The sequence below is a fragment of the Streptomyces sp. ICC1 genome, assembly GCF_003287935.1.
Classification (GTDB): Bacteria; Actinomycetota; Actinomycetes; order Streptomycetales; family Streptomycetaceae; genus Streptomyces; species Streptomyces tritrimontium.
Genome location: NZ_CP030287.1, coordinates 1,898,676 through 1,914,566, shown reverse-complemented (window position 1 = coordinate 1,914,566; position 15,891 = coordinate 1,898,676). Strand labels below are relative to the sequence as shown.

Annotated in this window: 11 protein-coding genes and 1 pseudogene; 6 read left to right on the top strand and 6 right to left on the bottom strand. The window is 73.5% G+C overall.

Annotated elements, in window-relative coordinates; all coding sequences use genetic code 11:
- Window positions 1-66: 66 nt before the first annotated feature.
- On the bottom strand, window positions 67-1,812 hold the full coding sequence (locus DRB96_RS09020; RefSeq protein WP_204358006.1) for a serine hydrolase domain-containing protein: 1,746 nt from the start codon (window positions 1,810-1,812) through the stop codon (window positions 67-69).
- Between the two features lie 821 nt (window positions 1,813-2,633).
- On the opposite strand from DRB96_RS09020, the gene DRB96_RS09015 reads away from it, so the two are divergent.
- The 3 genes from DRB96_RS09015 to DRB96_RS09005 all read left to right on the top strand — a co-directional run bounded on the left by DRB96_RS09015 (window position 2,634) and on the right by DRB96_RS09005 (window position 6,680).
- A complete protein-coding gene (locus DRB96_RS09015) occupies window positions 2,634-3,740 on the top strand; it encodes a nitronate monooxygenase family protein (RefSeq protein ID WP_112447952.1) in 1,107 nt (368 codons plus the stop codon).
- A gap of 5 nt (window positions 3,741-3,745) precedes the next feature.
- Window positions 3,746-5,368, top strand: coding sequence for an acyl-CoA synthetase (locus DRB96_RS09010; RefSeq protein ID WP_239516073.1), 1,623 nt, complete (start codon window positions 3,746-3,748; stop codon window positions 5,366-5,368).
- A 172-nt stretch (window positions 5,369-5,540) separates the two neighbouring features.
- A complete protein-coding gene (locus tag DRB96_RS09005; RefSeq protein ID WP_112447951.1) occupies window positions 5,541-6,680 on the top strand; it encodes an ionic transporter y4hA in 1,140 nt (379 codons plus the stop codon).
- Window positions 6,681-6,754: 74 nt separating this feature from the next.
- Here DRB96_RS09005 and DRB96_RS09000 read toward each other — a convergent pair whose 3' ends face one another.
- Entirely contained in the window at window positions 6,755-9,262 is a 2,508-nt protein-coding gene (locus tag DRB96_RS09000) for a penicillin acylase family protein (protein ID WP_112447950.1), read from the bottom strand.
- A gap of 233 nt (window positions 9,263-9,495) precedes the next feature.
- Here DRB96_RS09000 and DRB96_RS08995 point away from each other — a divergent pair.
- Window positions 9,496-10,782: pseudogene (locus DRB96_RS08995) on the top strand (AMP-binding protein).
- A gap of 9 nt (window positions 10,783-10,791) precedes the next feature.
- Here the strand turns inward: DRB96_RS08995 and DRB96_RS08990 are convergent.
- From DRB96_RS08990 to DRB96_RS42760, 3 genes are all read right to left on the bottom strand, one after another.
- Window positions 10,792-11,613, bottom strand: coding sequence for a YhjD/YihY/BrkB family envelope integrity protein (locus DRB96_RS08990; protein WP_112447949.1), 822 nt, complete (start codon window positions 11,611-11,613; stop codon window positions 10,792-10,794).
- Between the two features lie 99 nt (window positions 11,614-11,712).
- Complete coding sequence (paaK, locus tag DRB96_RS08985) at window positions 11,713-13,035, bottom strand: phenylacetate--CoA ligase PaaK (RefSeq protein WP_112447948.1); 1,323 nt, start codon at window positions 13,033-13,035, stop codon at window positions 11,713-11,715.
- Window positions 13,036-13,105: 70 nt separating this feature from the next.
- Window positions 13,106-13,327 carry a hypothetical protein gene (locus DRB96_RS42760; protein ID WP_162688530.1) on the bottom strand — a complete coding sequence of 74 codons (222 nt, stop codon included), beginning with the start codon at window positions 13,325-13,327 and terminating at the stop codon, window positions 13,106-13,108.
- 169 nt (window positions 13,328-13,496) lie between these two features.
- Here DRB96_RS42760 and DRB96_RS08975 point away from each other — a divergent pair, with 169 nt between their 5' ends.
- Window positions 13,497-13,811 (top strand): hypothetical protein, encoded by a 315-nt coding sequence (locus DRB96_RS08975; protein WP_112447947.1) that lies wholly within the window; start codon window positions 13,497-13,499, stop codon window positions 13,809-13,811.
- Window positions 13,812-13,876: 65 nt separating this feature from the next.
- Window positions 13,877-14,095, top strand: a complete 219-nt coding sequence (locus DRB96_RS08970) for a hypothetical protein (RefSeq protein WP_112447946.1) — start codon at window positions 13,877-13,879, stop codon at window positions 14,093-14,095.
- Between the two features lie 117 nt (window positions 14,096-14,212).
- On the opposite strand, the gene DRB96_RS08965 is transcribed toward DRB96_RS08970, so the two are convergent.
- Window positions 14,213-15,850, bottom strand: coding sequence for an acyl-CoA synthetase (locus tag DRB96_RS08965; protein WP_112447945.1), 1,638 nt, complete (start codon window positions 15,848-15,850; stop codon window positions 14,213-14,215).
- Window positions 15,851-15,891: the final 41 nt, after the last annotated feature.

The window sequence follows — 15,891 nt, the reverse complement described above, 5'->3', positions numbered from 1 at the left end:
TGCGATACCCGATGGCAGCCGTTCGGGCCGAAAGAACCCCCCCTGGTCCGCTAGCCCGCTGGTCCGCTAGTCCGCCGAGCGGGACCAGCCGGTCGCCTCGATGCGGGAGGCGTCCGCGGGGCGGTCCTCGGCGAAGAGGAGGCGGGCGGGCTCCGCCACGCGCAGGACGTCGACGTAGACGCCGCGGCCCACGTAGCGGCCCTGCGCGGTGTGGCGGAAGCGGAGCCGGACCTCGCGGCCCGCCCACGCGGGGAGCGGGGCTTCGAGACGGTGCCAGATGCGGCCCGACCAGCCCGTTACGGAGCCGCGCGGCCACTGCTCGGCGGCTCCGCCGGTGGTGCGTACGGTGCTGAAGGGCAGCGGCTCCCAGGTCAGCCCGTCGGCGGAGGCCTCCACGTGCAGGGCTCCCTCGCCGGGCACGGTGTCCCACCACAGCGCGCAGCGCAGCCGGGCGGAGCCGGTGGACGGGGTGAGCGGCGGCAGGGTGAGGGTGCCGGAGCCCCCGGTCTCCATGCCGGAGAACCAGGCCGGGCCGCCGTGCTTCGTGCGGACCGGGACGGCGCGGGCGAAGCGGTTGCCGGTGGCGACGCGGGGGGCGCTGCCCGCGCGCCAGGTCCGCACGGGGTGGACGGAGTTGCCCAGCAGGATGAGGAAGGAATCGGTGGAGGGGTCCAGGACCAGGGAGGTTCCGGTGAAGCCGGTGTGGCCGGCGGAGTGCGGGGTGGCCATGGCACCCATGTACCAGGGCTGGTAGAGCTCGAAGCCGAGGCCGTGGTCGTCGCCGGGGAAGGCGGTGTTGTAGTCGGTGAAGAGCAGTTCCACGGAGGCGGGGCGCAGGATGCGCCTGCCGGCGTAGACCCCGCCGTCGAGCAGGGTGCGGGCGAGGATGGCCAGGTCCCAGGCGGTGCCGAAGACGCCGGCGTGGCCGGCGACGCCGCCCAGCGCGTGCGCGTTCTCGTCGTGGACCTCGCCCCAGACGAGCCCGCGGTCCAGCCCGGACCAGGGCGGTCGCTGCACTTCGGTGGCGGCCGTGACACGGCGCCAGGAGAGCGGTGGATTGTAACGAGTGCGGTGCATCCCGAGTGGAGCGGTGATCTCGTCTTGGAGCAGGAGATCCAGAGTGTGACCGGTGATCCGTTCCAGGAGCAGTTGGAGGGCGATGAGGTTGAGGTCCGAGTAGCGGTAGACCGTCCCGGGGGTCTCTTGCGGCCTCACCGACCACAGCAGTCGCAACTGGCCCGCCCGGGTGGGCTCCTGGTAGAAGGGGGCCCAGGACCGCAGCCCCGAGGTGTGCGTGAGGAGCTGGCGGACGGTGATCGCCTCTTTGCCCCCGCCGGTGAACTCGGGCAGGTACCGGTTCACCGGCGCCTCCAGCTCCAGTCGCCCGCGCTCCATCTGCTGCACGGCGAGCAGCGAGGTGAACAGCTTCGACAGCGAGGCCAGGTCGAAGACCGTGTCCTCCGTCATCGCGATGCGCTCGGCTGCCGGGAACTCCCGCACCCGGTCGGTGCGGCCGTCGTAGTCGGCGTACCGGACGGCTTCGCCCATCGCCCGGTGCAGGGCCACGGTGCGGCCCCGGCCGGCGAGGACCACGGCCCCGGCGTAGTACGGGCGTTCGGGGGAGGGGCCGAGGAACCGCCGCGCCTCGTCCGCGACCCCTTCGAGGTGCCTCTCCAACAGCCCGGCCTGGCGGGCGGAGCCGTAGCGCAGCCGCAGTCCCTGGAGCGCGCGCCGCTCGGCGGGCCCCCCGGCGGCGCCCGCCGGCCAGGGCAGCGCGGCCTGGAGCGCGAGCACGCCGCCCAGCGCGAGCAGCCGCGCGCCGAGCCGCCGCCGACTGAGCCCCCGCCCGTCACTGCCCCCGTCGCCCCTCCCGGGGACCGGGCCGCGCTGGTCGCCGGTGCTCCTGGCCTCTGGGCCGGGGGTGTTGGCGGTCCCGCCACCCGGCCCCGGGCTGTCGGCCTCGCGGTGGCGGGCGATGCCACCGGCCTCCTGGCGGTGGTGGTCGCCGGTGTCGCCGTCCGGCCCTGGGTGGCCGGTGTTCCTGGCCTCCGGGCCGGTGGTGTTGGCGGTCCCGCTACCCGGCCCCGGGTCGCCGGCCTTTCGGCGGTGGGGGTCGCAGCTGCCGTCCCGGCGGTGGACGCCGGTGTCCCCGTCGCTGCCGCCGACGACTTCGGCGTTCCGCTCGTGGGTTCCGGCGCCGTGGCCGCTGCCGTGCAGGCCATCGCCTTCGACGTCCCCGCCGGGCTCGTCGGCGCGACTGGGCCCACCCGCCCCGTCGGGCCCGACAGGCCAGGCCGCCCCAGCGGGCCCGTCGCCGGAGCCCTCGGTGTCACCGTCGTTCCCGCCGGCCCCATCGTGCACGCCCGCGCCGGCCGGCCCGTCGCGTTCGTGGTTCCGGCCGCTCGTGCGGCTTGGGTTCGGCATGCCGTGCCCGTCGCCGGGGCCTTCCGTGTCACCGTCGTTGCCGGCGGCCTTGCGTTCCTCCATGACCGGTCCTCCCGTCCACCGTCGCGCCCTCCCGAAGTATCTGCCCGTCCGCCGCGCACCTCCCGCCACGACCGGCCCGCAAAGAATCTGACGCTGCATCAGAAAATCTCTTCCCTCGGCGGCCCGGCTGCGGCATCCTGCCGCCCATGGAGACGGAGCTGAGCAAGAAACTGGGAGTCGAGCACGCCATCTTCGGCTTCACGCCCTTCCCGGCGGTCGCCGCTGCGATCACCCGCGCGGGCGGGTTCGGGGTCCTCGGGGCGGTGCGCTACACCGCCCCCGACGACCTCAAGCGCGACCTCGACTGGATGCAGGAGCACACCGACGGCAAGCCCTACGGCCTCGACGTCGTCATGCCCGCCAAGAAGGCCGTCGACGGCGTCAGCGAGGCCGACATCGAGGCGATGATCCCGGCCGCGCACCGCGAGTACGTCCGCGACACCCTCGCCAAGCACCACGTGCCCGAGCTCGCCGAGGGCGAGGCCTCCGGGTGGCGCATCACCGGCTGGATGGAGCAGGTCGCCCGCAACCAGCTCGACGTCGCCTTCGACTACCCCATCAAACTCCTCGCGAACGCCCTCGGTTCCCCGCCCGCCGACGTCATCGCGCGCGCCCACGCGCACGGCGTCCTCGTCGCCGCCCTCGCCGGCAGCGCCAAGCACGCCCGCCGCCACGCCGAGGCCGGCATCGACATCGTCGTCGCCCAGGGCTACGAGGCCGGCGGCCACACCGGCGACATCGCCACCATGGTGCTGGTACCCGAGGTGGTGGAGGCAGTCGGCCCGATTCCGGTCCTCGCCGCCGGCGGCATCGGCAGCGGGGAGCAGATCGCCGCCGGCCTCGCCCTCGGCGCCCAGGGCGCCTGGCTCGGCTCCCTCTGGTTGACCACCACCGAGGCCGACATGCACTCGCGCGCCCTGACGGAGAAGCTCCTCGCCGCCGGCTCCGGCGACACCGTCCGCTCCCGCGCCCTCACCGGCAAGCCCGCCCGCCAGCTGCGCACCGAGTGGACCGACGCCTGGGACGACCCGGAGGGCCCCGGCGCGCTCCCGATGCCGCTGCAGGGCCTGCTCGTCGCCGAGGCCGTGTCCCGCATCCAGAAGTACGAGATCCAGCCGCTGCTCGGCACGCCCGTCGGCCAGATCGTCGGCCGGATGAACAGCGAGCGCAGCGTCCAGGCCGTCTTCGACGACCTCACCAGCGGATTCGAGCGCGCCATCGACCGCATCACCCGCATCGCCGGCCGAGCCTGAGAGGCGTGAGCAGCGACATGACCGACTCACCGAACAAGCAGCCCGCGCCGACCGCGCCCGCCGCGGCCACGGCGGCCACCGCGCAGCCGCCCAACGGCTTCTGGGCGCAGGCCGCCGCCGACCCCGACCGCACCGTCCTGGTCACCCCCGAGGGCGAGGAGTGGACCGCGGACCGGCTGCACGCCGACGTCAACCGGCTCGTCCACGGACTGCGCGCCGCGGGCCTGGAGAAGGGGGACGTCTTCGCGGTCGTCCTCCCCAACAGCGTCGAGTTCCTCACCGCCTACCTCGCCGCGTCCCAGGCCGGGTTCTACCTCGTCCCGGTCAACCACCACCTCGTCGGCCCCGAGATCGCCTGGATCGTCTCCGACTCCGGAGCCAAGGTCCTCATCGCCCACGAGCGGTTCGCCGACGCCGCCACCGCCGCGGCCGACGAGGCGGGCCTGCCCGCGAGCCACCGCTACGCGGTCGGAGCCGTCGCGGGCTTCCGTTCGTACGGCGAGCTGCTCGACGGGCAGCCGGTCACCGCCCCCGGGGACCGCACGCTCGGCTGGGTCATGAACTACACCTCCGGCACCACCGGCCGGCCGCGCGGCATCCGCCGCCCGCTGCCGGGCAAGCTCCCGGAGGAGACGTACCTCGGGGGCTTCCTCGGCATCTTCGGGATCCGCGCCTTCGACGACAACGTCCACCTCGTCTGCTCGCCGCTCTACCACACGGCCGTCCTGCAGTTCGCGGCCGCCGCCCTGCACATCGGGCACCCGCTGGTCCTGATGGACAAGTGGACCGCCGAGGAGATGCTCCGCCTGATCGACGAGCACGCGTGCACGCACACCCACATGGTCCCGACGCAGTTCCACCGGCTCCTCGCGCTCCCGCAGGACACGAAGGACTCGTACGACGTCTCCTCGATGCGGCATGCCATCCACGGCGCCGCGCCCTGCCCGGACCACGTCAAGCGGGCGATGATCGACTGGTGGGGCGGGTGCGTGGAGGAGTACTACGCGGCGAGCGAGGGCGGCGGGGCCTTCGCGACGGCCGAGGACTGGCTGAAGAGGCCGGGAACCGTGGGCAAGGCCTGGCCGATCAGTGAACTGGCCATCTTCGACGACGACGGCGAGCGGCTGCCCGCCGGCGAACTCGGCACCGTCTACATCAAGATGAACACCGGCGGCTTCAGCTACCACAAGGACGAGGGGAAGACGAAGAAGAACCGCATCGGCGACTTCTTCACCGTCGGCGACCTCGGCCTGATGGACGAGGAGGGCTACCTCTTCCTCCGCGACCGCAAGATCGACATGATCATCTCGGGCGGGGTGAACATCTACCCGGCCGAGATCGAATCGGCCCTCCTCACCCATCCGGCGGTCGCCGACGCCGCCGCCTTCGGCATCCCGCACCCCACCTGGGGCGAGGAGGTCAAGGCGGTCATCGAGCCCGCCGAGGGCTTCGCGGCGAGCGACGCGCTGGCGGCGGAGATCCTGAACCACTGCGAGCGCCAACTGGCCGGGTACAAGCGGCCCAAGACCGTGGACTTCATCGAGACGATGCCGCGCGACCCCAACGGCAAGCTGTACAAGCGCCGGCTGCGCGAGCCGTACTGGGAGGGGCACGAGCGCGCGATGTGAGCGCCGGGGCCGGCCTTCGCGCCGGGCCGGCCTCCCGGGGCCGACCCCCCGGGGCCGGTCCCGCCGGCGGCCGGTCCCGCCACGCCCGGAGCTTCGTGAGAAGTGCCACGTCAGAGGCGTGTGAGCGGTCGTCGTGACGCACAAGGGGAACAGTTCTGGCAAGTTGGCTGATATGAGTACGGCAACGCACAGATCCCCCCTGACCGACTGGACCGTCGTGGTCCCCGTGGTGGCGCTCGTCGCGCTCGCCTTCAGCTGGGGACGCGATCTGCCCTCGCTCGCCGTGGCCCTGGTGGCGCTCTGCCTGGCCGGCGCCGTGCTGGCGGCGGTCCACCACGCCGAGGTCGTCGCGCACCGGGTCGGCGAACCCTTCGGCTCCCTCGTCCTCGCCGTCGCCGTCACCGTCATCGAAGTGGCCCTCATCGTCACCCTGCTGGCCGACGGCGGGGACAAGACCTCCTCCCTCGCCCGCGACACCGTCTTCGCCGCCGTCATGATCACGTGCAACGGCATCGTGGGCCTGTCCCTGCTCGTCGGGGCCCTGCGCAACAGCGTCGCCGTCTTCAACGCCGAGGGTTCGGGCGCGGCCCTCGCCACCGTCGCGACGCTCGCCGTACTCAGCCTCGTCCTGCCCACCTTCACCACCAGCAAGCCCGGCCCCGAGTTCTCCACCGCCCAGCTGGCCTTCGCGGCCTGCGCCTCCCTCGCCCTCTACGGCCTCTTCATCGCCGTCCAGACCGTCCGCCACCGCGACTACTTCCTGCCCGTGGACACGAAGCGGATCCGCAAGGAGGCGGCGCAGGCCGCGGCCGCGGCGGCGGCCGGCGAGGATGACGAGCACGCCGAACCGCCCACCGCCCGCGCCGCCCTGATCAGCGTCGGCCTGCTGTTCGTCGCGCTCGTCGCGGTCGTCGGCAACGCGAAGGCGGTCTCCCCGACCATCGAACGGGGTGTCGCGGACCTCGGCCTGCCCTACGCCGTCGTCGGTGTGATCATCGCCCTGCTGGTCCTGGCGCCCGAGACCCTGGCCGCCGTCCGCGCCGCCCGCCGCGACCGCGTGCAGACCAGCCTCAACCTGGCCTACGGCTCCGCCATCGCCAGCATCGGCCTGACCATCCCGGCCATCGCGCTCGCCTCGGTCTGGCTCTCGGGGCCGCTGATGCTCGGCCTCGCCCCGGTCCACATGGTGCTGCTCGCGCTGACCGTCGTCGTCAGCGCGCTCACCATCGTGCCCGGCCGCGCCACGCTGCTCCAGGGCGGCGTGCACCTCGTGCTGCTGGCGGCCTACCTCTTCCTCGCCGTCAGCCCCTGAGCGCGTCCGGGCCCGTACGGCCGTCGGCCCTCCCCGTACGGCGGGGAGCCGGCGGCCGTACCGGCGCCGGGGCGTCAGCGCCGCTCGCGCGGCCAGACCACCTTCAGCTGCGGCGAGGTGAGGATGTCCCACTCGCAGAACCGGGCCTTCACCCAGCGCTCCTGCGAGAAGAGCCGGGTCTGGTCGGCGTAGTGGGCGGAGTTCGGATTCGAGGACTGGCCGTACGTCAGCAGCGTGCGCGCCACCGGGCAGCGGCCGCCGTCCCAGCCGACCGCCTGGATGTGGCTCGAGCCGTGCAGGACCTCCGGATAGCCGCCGGCCGCCGCGTTCCACGGCGCCTCGATCTTGTTCCAGACGCCGAGGGCCTCGGTGCCGCCGCCGACCGGCAGTTTCCGCCCGCCGCGCACCACGAACTGGTGGTCGCCGAGCGGGGCGTCCAGCGCGATGCCCGCCGCCTTCAGCTCCGCGACCGTGTCGGCGAGCGCCCGGCCGATCCCGGGAGCCGCCTGGTTGAGCGTCCGGGGCGTGCGGACCGGATCGGCCGCCGAGAACGGCACCAGCCACAGGTCCTTGGCCGGCGTGCCCGCGGTCAGCTTGCGCCAGAACCGGTCGAAGAGCAGTGCGCCGCGGCTGGTGGTGTCGGCCGTGTGGTCCCAGGCCGCCAGCACCCCGCACGCCGCCGACACGTCCACGGCCGCGCCGTCGCCGGCCGTGGCCTTGCCGCCCGGAAGGGCCGCGCACGCCTTCGCCGCGTCCGCCGCCGCCAGGTCACCGGCCGGGGCCCGGTTCGCGAATTGCTGCTCCTGCAGGTCCGCCACGGTCAGTCCGCCGCGCGAGGCCATCGCGGACACGTCCTCCACCGCACCGCGGGTGCGCAGCGAGCGCGGGGTGCCCACGTTGCCCCAGATCCGCTCGTACCCGGTGAGCGGCTGATCCGCGTTGGCCAGCCAGGCGCTGTCGTTGGAGTTCTCCGCGTACGGGGCGCCCTGCAGCGTCGGCGCCTTCGCCGGCCCGAACACCCCCGGTTGTACGGCGTCCGCGTCCGAGCCGAGCGCGCAGTCGGCCCGCGAGCCGTCCAGGACCGCCAGCCCCGAGGACGGGTACGTGGCCCTGCCGAGCGGGGTCGAGCAGCGGGCGGCGAGCTCGTCGGTGATCCGGGGAAGCACCTGGGACTGGGTGAAGAGGGTGCCGCCCGCCGAGTCGGCGGCGACGGTGTTGACCCACGGCAGGCCCTGGGTGCGGCGCAGGGCGTCCTGGATCCCGGCGACGGAGCGGGCCTTGCCCATGGCGAGCGCGGTGTCGGAGCCGCGCAGGTTGGCCGCGTTGGGGTCGTTCAGCGCGTAGGCGGTGGCCGCCGTCCAGGGCAGCGGCAGGCTCCCGCCGAGACCGGAGACGACCGGGCCGTAGCGGGTCCACCACTGCGTACGGGTGACCGGGGCGCCTGCGGACACCTGGACGCTGACCTGGCGCCGGATCATCTTCTCCGGCTTCCCGTCCACCAGGTACGCGGTCGGGTCGGCGGGGTCGAGGACCAGCTGGTGCAGGTTGACGGGGGTGCCGGTGGCCACGGTGTGGCTCCAGGCCACCTTGTCGTTGAAGCCGATGTTCACCACCGCGGTGCCGAGCAGCGAGCCGCCCGAGACGTTCAGCTCGCCGGGGATGGTCTGCTGCGACTGCCAGAAACGGCGGCCGCCCTGCCAGGGGTAGTGCGGGTTCCCGAGCAGCAGGCCCCTGCCGTTCGCGGTGGTGGAACCGGCGAAGGCCACCGCGTTGGAACCCATGTCGTAGCGGGTGGTGTCGAAGAACTCCCGGGCCGCCTCCGCCGCGGCGGCCGGATCGACCTCACCGGCGGGCGGACCGGCCGCACCGGCGCCGGCGCGGGCACCGGCGCCCGGGGCCGCGCCCGGGGGCTGCGCGCCGCCCGGGGGCTGCGCCGCGGTGATGCCGTCCACGGCGCGGCCCTGGCCGCCGAGCACCGAGACGGCGAAGCCGCGGGCGGCGACGTCGGTGACGGTGACCGGGCGGACCCACCCGGCGCCCTTGCAGGCCGGATCGGTGATCTTGTTCTGGGCGAGCCAGGCGTTGTAGCCGGCGGCCCACCCGCGCATGAGCTCCTTGACGTCCTTGCCCGGACCGGCCGGCGCGGGCGCGGCGAGCAGCTCCTCCACGGCGCCGGAATCGCGGACGCCCTTGAAGTACAGGTCGCTGGAGAGGTTCCCGACGGCGGAGGAGAGCGAGCCGTCGGGTGCGGCGTCCGCGCCGAACCAGCGCGAACGCTCGCCGGACACGGTCAGGAAGCCGTCGGCGAGCACGCAGACCTGGTCAGCGGCCTGCGCCCAGCCGGTGCCGAATCCGAGGTGGGCGTAGTCCTGGGCCAGGATGTGGGGGATGCCGTTCTCGGTGTAGCGGATGACGGCGGACAGACCGCCGCCGGAGGGGCCGGAGCCGGACGGGCCGGAGCCCTGTTCCCGGGCGGCGGCCTCGGGCAGCGCGGCGGTGGCGGCCAGCAGGGTGGCGCCGATGAGGGCGACGCGGCGGAGGAGCGGGCGGGTGCGACGGTGTCCGCGGAGTAAGCGCAACATGTCTCCCAAGTAGCCTGCGCGCGGGCGAAATCGCCCGTGCGGGTGCGGTTGCCCGTGCGGGTGGGCGGGGCCGGCGGCGCTCTCGGTGCCGGCGGTGCTTCTGTGCAACCACACTCACGCAGGCCGACTGACCCCCTGTCAACATGCCGTTTGGTATCCCCTGGTGGAGCGGTCCGGCATCCGGGGCGCTGCGGTCATTGACCCCGTGCGCACCGGGAGACGAGGATCCCGGTATGACGCCAGTGCGCAAGAACACGGTCGACGGACTGGTCCACGACAGCGCGCGGCGCGTCCCGGACCGGGTGGCCGTCCGCTACCGGCAGCGGAGCTGGACCTACGCGGAGCTGGACGCGGCCGTCTCCACGGGCGCGGCCGTGCTGCGCGAGCGGTACGGGCTGGCCGAGGGGGACCGGGTCGCGACCTTCGCGCACAACAGCGACGCCTATCTCCCGGCCTTCCTCGCCTGAGCGCGGGCCGGGCTGACGCACGTCCCGGTCAACCAGAACCTCTCCGGCGAGGACCTCGCGTACATCCTGGAGAACTGCGCGGGTTCGCTGGTCCTCGCGGACCCGGACCTGGCCGGGCGGATCCCCGACGGGTTCCCCGTGCGACCGCTGCGCGACGCCCCCGGCTCCTTCCTCGAGGAGCTGGCCGAACCCGCGCCCTTCGCCCGGACCGGGGACCCCTCCGGGCTGGCCCAGCTGCTGTACACGTCCGGGACGACCGCCCTGCCCAAGGGCGCGATGATGACCCACGAGGCGCTCTGCCACGAGTACGAGAGCGCGATCGAGGCCCTGGACCTGGCGGCGGGGGACCTGCCCGTCCACTCCCTGCCGCTGTACCACTCGGCGCAGATGCACGTCTTCCTGCTGCCGTACCTGGCGGTGGGCGCCCGCAACACGATCGTGGACGCGCCGGTCGCCACCGAGATCTTCGACCTCGTCGGGGCGGGGGAGCCGGACAGCCTGTTCGCCCCGCCGACGGTGTGGATCGCGCTGGCGAACCACGTGGAGACGCGGGTCGTCGACGAGGACGGGGCGGACGTGCCGGACGGCACCCCCGGCGAGGTGGTCTACCGCTCCCCGCAGCTCTGCCGGGGTTACTGGAACGACGCGGAGGCCACGAAGCAGGCGTTCCGGGACGGCTGGTTCCGCTCCGGGGACCTGGCGGTGCGGGACGCGCAGGGGTACTTCACGGTGGTGGACCGGGTCAAGGACGTCATCAACTCGGGCGGCGTGCTCGTCGCCTCCCGGCAGGTCGAGGACGTGCTGTACACCCACCCGGGCGTGGCCGAGGCGGCGGTGGTCGGCCTGCCCGACGAGCGGTGGATCGAGGCGGTCACGGCGGTGGTGGTCCCGCGGGACGGGGTCACGGAGGCGGAGCTGGTCGCCCACGCCCGCGAGAGGCTGGCGCACTTCAAGGCCCCCAAGCGCGTCCTGTTCGTGGACTCGCTGCCCCGCAACGCGAGCGGCAAGATCCTCAAGCGTGCCCTCCGCGACCGCTTCTCTGATCCGGCCTGACCGGCGCCCCTACTCCGTGAGGAGCTCGCCGCCTTGGAGGCTGCGCAGGACGAGGTGCTCGTGGACGAGGCGGCCGACGAGGGCGCCGCCGTAGACCACGAAGCCGACGCCGACCAGCCAGGACTGGACGACCAGCAGGGTGCCGAAGGGGCCGTACGTCACGGCGTTGGAGGCGATCAGCGGGGAGAACACCAGCTGCGAGAACACCCGCAGCCCGAGGAGCCCGACGCTGGTGGCGGCGGCGCCCGGGAGGAGGGCGCGCCAGCGGACCCGGCCGCCGAGCAGGAGCCGTTGCGAGGTCCAGAAGAACAGGCAGGTGCCGATGACGTCGCCCGTGGTGCCCAGGACGGTGCCGACGGCGTCGTTCGAGGGGGCGGGGATGGTGACCAGCAGCGCGAGGTAGCAGCACAGCAGGGCGAGCCACACCACGTGCCGCCACATGGTGTGCCAGCGGGCCGTCGGCAGGTCCCAGACCTTCTCGTACCCGGTCTGCACGGCGGAGCCGAAGGTCAGGCCGAAGACGGCCAGCGCGGCCAGGCCGAACGCGGTGGTCCGCTCCAGCGCGAGGTCCGCGGCCCCGAACAGCATCTCCACGCGCTCCCGGGAGTACGCCGTCACCCCGAGGGCCTGGCCCAGCCAGCGGCCGAAGCCCGAGCCGCTGCCGGGCGCGGCGGCCGCGACGACGACCAGCAGCGGTACCAAGGTCAGGAAGCCGAGGGCGGCGAAGCCCATCGCCCGGTGCATCAGCTCCATCTCCCGGCCACGGCTCCAGGCCAGCCCGGCCTGGGAGGCCTGGAGCCGGTCGTGGAGCTGCCGGAAGATCGAGGTCACGCCCCTTTCCCTACCCGGACCGGCCCGCGCCTTCCCGGGTGGCCCCCCGAAGTGGGCCCGAAGGGGTGGATCCGGGGCCGGATCCGGGGGCCGCGCGGCTCAGGCCCCCGGCGGTGTGTCCCGGAGGTCCCTCACGCGCTTGATCTTGCCGACCGACCGCTCCAGGGTCTCCGGGTCCACCACCTCCACCGCGACCGAGACTCCGACGCCCTCCTTGACCGCCCGGACCACGGCGGCCGCCGCGGCCTCCCGCTGACCGGCATCGCTCTCCCGCCGCGCCTCCACCCGTACGGTCAGGGCGTCCAGCCGGCCCTCCCGGGTCAGCCGGAGCTGGAAGTGGGGGGCCAGGGCCGGTATGCGCAGGAGGACCTCCTCGATCTGCGTGGGGTAGAGGTTCACCCCGCGCAGGATGATCATGTCGTCACTGCGGCCCGTTATCTTCTCCATCCGGCGGAACGCCGGCCGGGCGGTGCCCGGCAGCAGCCGGGTCAGATCCCGGGTGCGGTAGCGGATGACCGGCATCGCCTCCTTGGTGAGCGAGGTGAAGACCAGCTCCCCGGCCTCTCCCTCCGGCAGCACGGCGCCCGTCAGGGGGTCGACGACCTCCGGATAGAAGTGGTCCTCCCAGATGTGCAGGCCGTCCTTGGTCTCGGCGAACTCCTGTGCGACGCCCGGGCCCATCACCTCCGACAGGCCGTAAATGTCGACCGCGTCGATGTCGAGCCGCTCCTCGATCTCGCGGCGCATCTCCTCCGTCCACGGCTCGGCGCCGAAGATCCCCGTGCGCAGGGAGGTGGCGCGGGGGTCCAGGCCCTGGCGCTCCATCTCGTCCAGCAGGGTCAGCATGTAGGACGGGGTGACCATGATGACCTCCGGCCGGAAGTCCTGGATCAGCCGGACCTGGCGGTCCGTCATCCCGCCCGACGCGGGCACGACCGTGCATCCCAGGCGCTCCGCGCCGTAGTGCGCGCCCAGTCCGCCGGTGAACAGCCCGTACCCGTACGCGACGTGGACCATCTGGCCCGGCCTGCCGCCCGCCGCCCGGATCGAGCGGGCGACGACATCCGCCCAGGTGGACAGGTCCCCCTCGGTGTACCCGACGACCGTCGGCCGGCCCGTGGTGCCGCTGGACGCGTGGATCCGGCGCACCTCGGAGCGCGGCACGGCGAACATCCCGAAGGGGTACTGGTCGCGCAGGTCCGCCTTGGTGGTGAACGGAAAGAGGGCGAGATCGGAGAGGGAGCGGCAGTCGTCGGGATGCAGGCCCGCCTTCTCGAAGGCCTGCCGGTAGAAGGGCACCCGCTCGTACGCCCGGTGCAAGGTCGCGCGCAGCCGCGTCAGCTGCAGCGCGGCCAGCTCGTCCGGGCCCAGCCGCTCGCCCTCGTCCGCAGCGCCGTCCTGGCCCCTCGTGTACGTACCCATGCCGCCCACCCCACTTCGAGTCAACCGACCGATCATTCGGTAGATTGCCGGACCGCGGCGGCCAAATCAATTACTCGAACGGGTGATCGTCTGCTGGAATTGTCCCCATGCCGATCGCCACGCCCTCCACCTGCACCTTTACCTTCGCCACGTAGGACGGAACCGACGCAGGCTGATCCTGCTCGACCTGCTCGACCTGCTCGACCTGCTCGACCTGCTCGACCTGCTCGACCTGCGCGGCTGCTCTACGCGGCGGCCCACCCGCGGCGCGTGCGCCGGCTCGCCTGGTCACTCCGATCTGCTGGGCCGTCGACCTCACGGAGCCCCCGGAGGTCCGCCCGGCGGACATCCGCCGGCGGGCCGGCAGCGAGCCCTACGACCCGGCCATCGCGGCCTGCGAGCGGGCGCTCGCGGCCTTCGCCGCCGCAGGCGCCCCCGACGAGGCCGGCTGGGCGGCCTCCGTGCCGCTCGCCTACGGCCGCTGGGACGAGCGGGCGCGCGCCCGTGCCGCACTGAGCCCGGTCCAGAAGAACGCCGGGGCGGCCGCCGCCTTCGCCGGGCCCGGCGCCTTCGACCCGCCCGCCACCCGGGACGCCCTGCGCCGGCTCGCCGGCGAGCTGGACTCCAACCCCTCCCCGGCCCTCACCGCCCGGCTCGCGGAGCTCTTCGCGCACGGCCTCGTCGACGTGCAGCCGGACGGCGGGCACTTCCCGTGGCTGGACGACGCGGCGCGGTTCGCGGCCCGCGTCGAGCGCTTCCTGGCCACCGGGACCTGAGCGGCGGCCCCCCGGCCGGGGGCGTACGGTCGAAACAGACGCCCTGGCGAAGGGAGGCGGCGGCCATGCCCGTCATCGACCCCGCGGTATCGGTGCGGCTCGGCGCGCCGGGCGCGCGCCGCCTGGCCGGCCTGCTCTCCGAGGTGGCCTTCCTGCTGGACGACCCCGGCGGTCCGCTGCGGCTCACGGAGGCCCAGGCCGACGCGCTGGGCCAGGGCACGGACCGGCCCGAGCTGGCGAACTGGGCCCGCGACCTCGCGGCCGAACTGCTCGCCAAGCTCTGAGGTCTGAGGTCTGAGCTCTGAGGTCTGAGCCGGCCGCACGTGAGGGGGCCGGGACCCCTCCGGGTCCCGGCCCCCTCACGCACACCCGCGCCGGATCGGCGCCGGATCAATTCCGGATCAGCGCGCCGCGTCCGCGTCGGCCTCCGTGGCCACCGACTTCGCCCACCGGTAGTCCGCCTTGCCGCTCGGGGAGCGCTGGATGGCCGGGGAGACGACCAGCTGGCGCGGGATCTTGTAGCCCGCCAGCTTGGTGCGGCAGTGGGCCTGGATCTCCTCCAGCGTCGGCTCGGCGGCGCCTTCCCGGATCTGGACCACCGCGGCGACGTGGCTGCCCCACTTCGGGTCCGCGACCCCCGCGACCAGGGCGTCGTAGACGTCCGGGTGGGACTTCAGCGCCTGCTCGACCTCCTCCGGGTACACCTTCTCGCCGCCCGTGTTGATGCACTGCGAGCCGCGGCCGAGCACGGTGACGATCCCCTGCTCGTCCACGGTCGCCATGTCGCCGAGCAGCACCCACCGCTCGGTTCCCTTCTGGAAGAAGGTCTCGGCCGTCTTGACGGGGTCGTTGTAGTAGCCCAGCGGAACGTACCCGCGCTGCGCGAGCCGCCCCGGCTCGCCGACCGGCACCGGCTCGTGGGTCACCGGGTCGACCACCTGCGTACGCTCGTTGACCTCCAGCCGGAAGCCCCTCTCCGGGCTGGAGTCGTTCGTGGCGCGGCCGTTGGAGCCGGACTCGGAGGAGCCGAAGTTGTTCAGGAGCATCACGTTCGGCACGAGCGCCTGGAACTCGGCGCGCACCGTCTCCGACATGATCGCGCCGGACGAGGAGACGCTGAACAAGGAGGACAGGTCGGTGCCCTTCAGCGGTCCGTTCAGGGCGTCGATGAGCGGCCGCAGCATGGCGTCGCCCACCAGCGAGACGCTGGAGACCTTCTCCTTCTCGATCGTGCGCAGCACCTCCTCGGGCGCGTACTTGCGGTGGATCACCACCCGCTGCCCGTAGTTGAAGGCGATGAAGGAGGTCAGCGTGGACGTGCCGTGCATCAGCGGCGGCGCGGGGAAGAAGGTGAGCCCGGCGCCCTTCGACGCGACCCGCTCGGCCAGTTCCTCGGGCCGCTTCACCGGCTCGCCGGTGGGCTCGCCGCCGAAGAGCCCGGCGAAGAAGAGGTCCTCGGCGCGCCACATGACGCCCTTGGGCATACCGGTCGTGCCGCCCGTGTAGATGATGAACAGGTCGTCGGGGGAGCGGGGCGGGAAGCCGCGCCCGGGTGAGCCGGCCGCCTCGGCATCGGCGTACGCGACCGGCGCGATCGAGGGCTCCGGGGCGCCCTCGGGGGTCGGGCCGACCCGGATCAGGTGGCGGAGCTTCGTCGTCTGCGGCAGGGCGGCGGCGACGCGCCCGGTGAACTCGCCCTCGAAGACGAGCGCGGCCAGGTCGGCGTCGTTGTAGAGGTAGACGAGCTCCTCCTCGACGTACCGGTAGTTCACGTTCACCGGTACCAGGCGGGCCTTCAGACAGGCCAGGACGGTCTGCAGGTACTCGATTCCGTTGTAGAGGTGCAGGCCCAGGTGCTCGCCTGCCCGCAGCCCGCTGTCCAGCAAGTGGTGCGCGATGCGGTTGGCCGCCGCGTCCAGCTCCGCGTACGTCAGGCGGCGCTCGGCGCCGGTCCCGGGGTGGTCCACGTACACGAGGGCCTCGCGGTCCGGGACCACGTCCACGACCGACTCGAACAGGTCGGCAATGTTGTACTCCACCGGTCCTCCTGACCCAGAAAATCCCATGGCTGGTCTGCTCG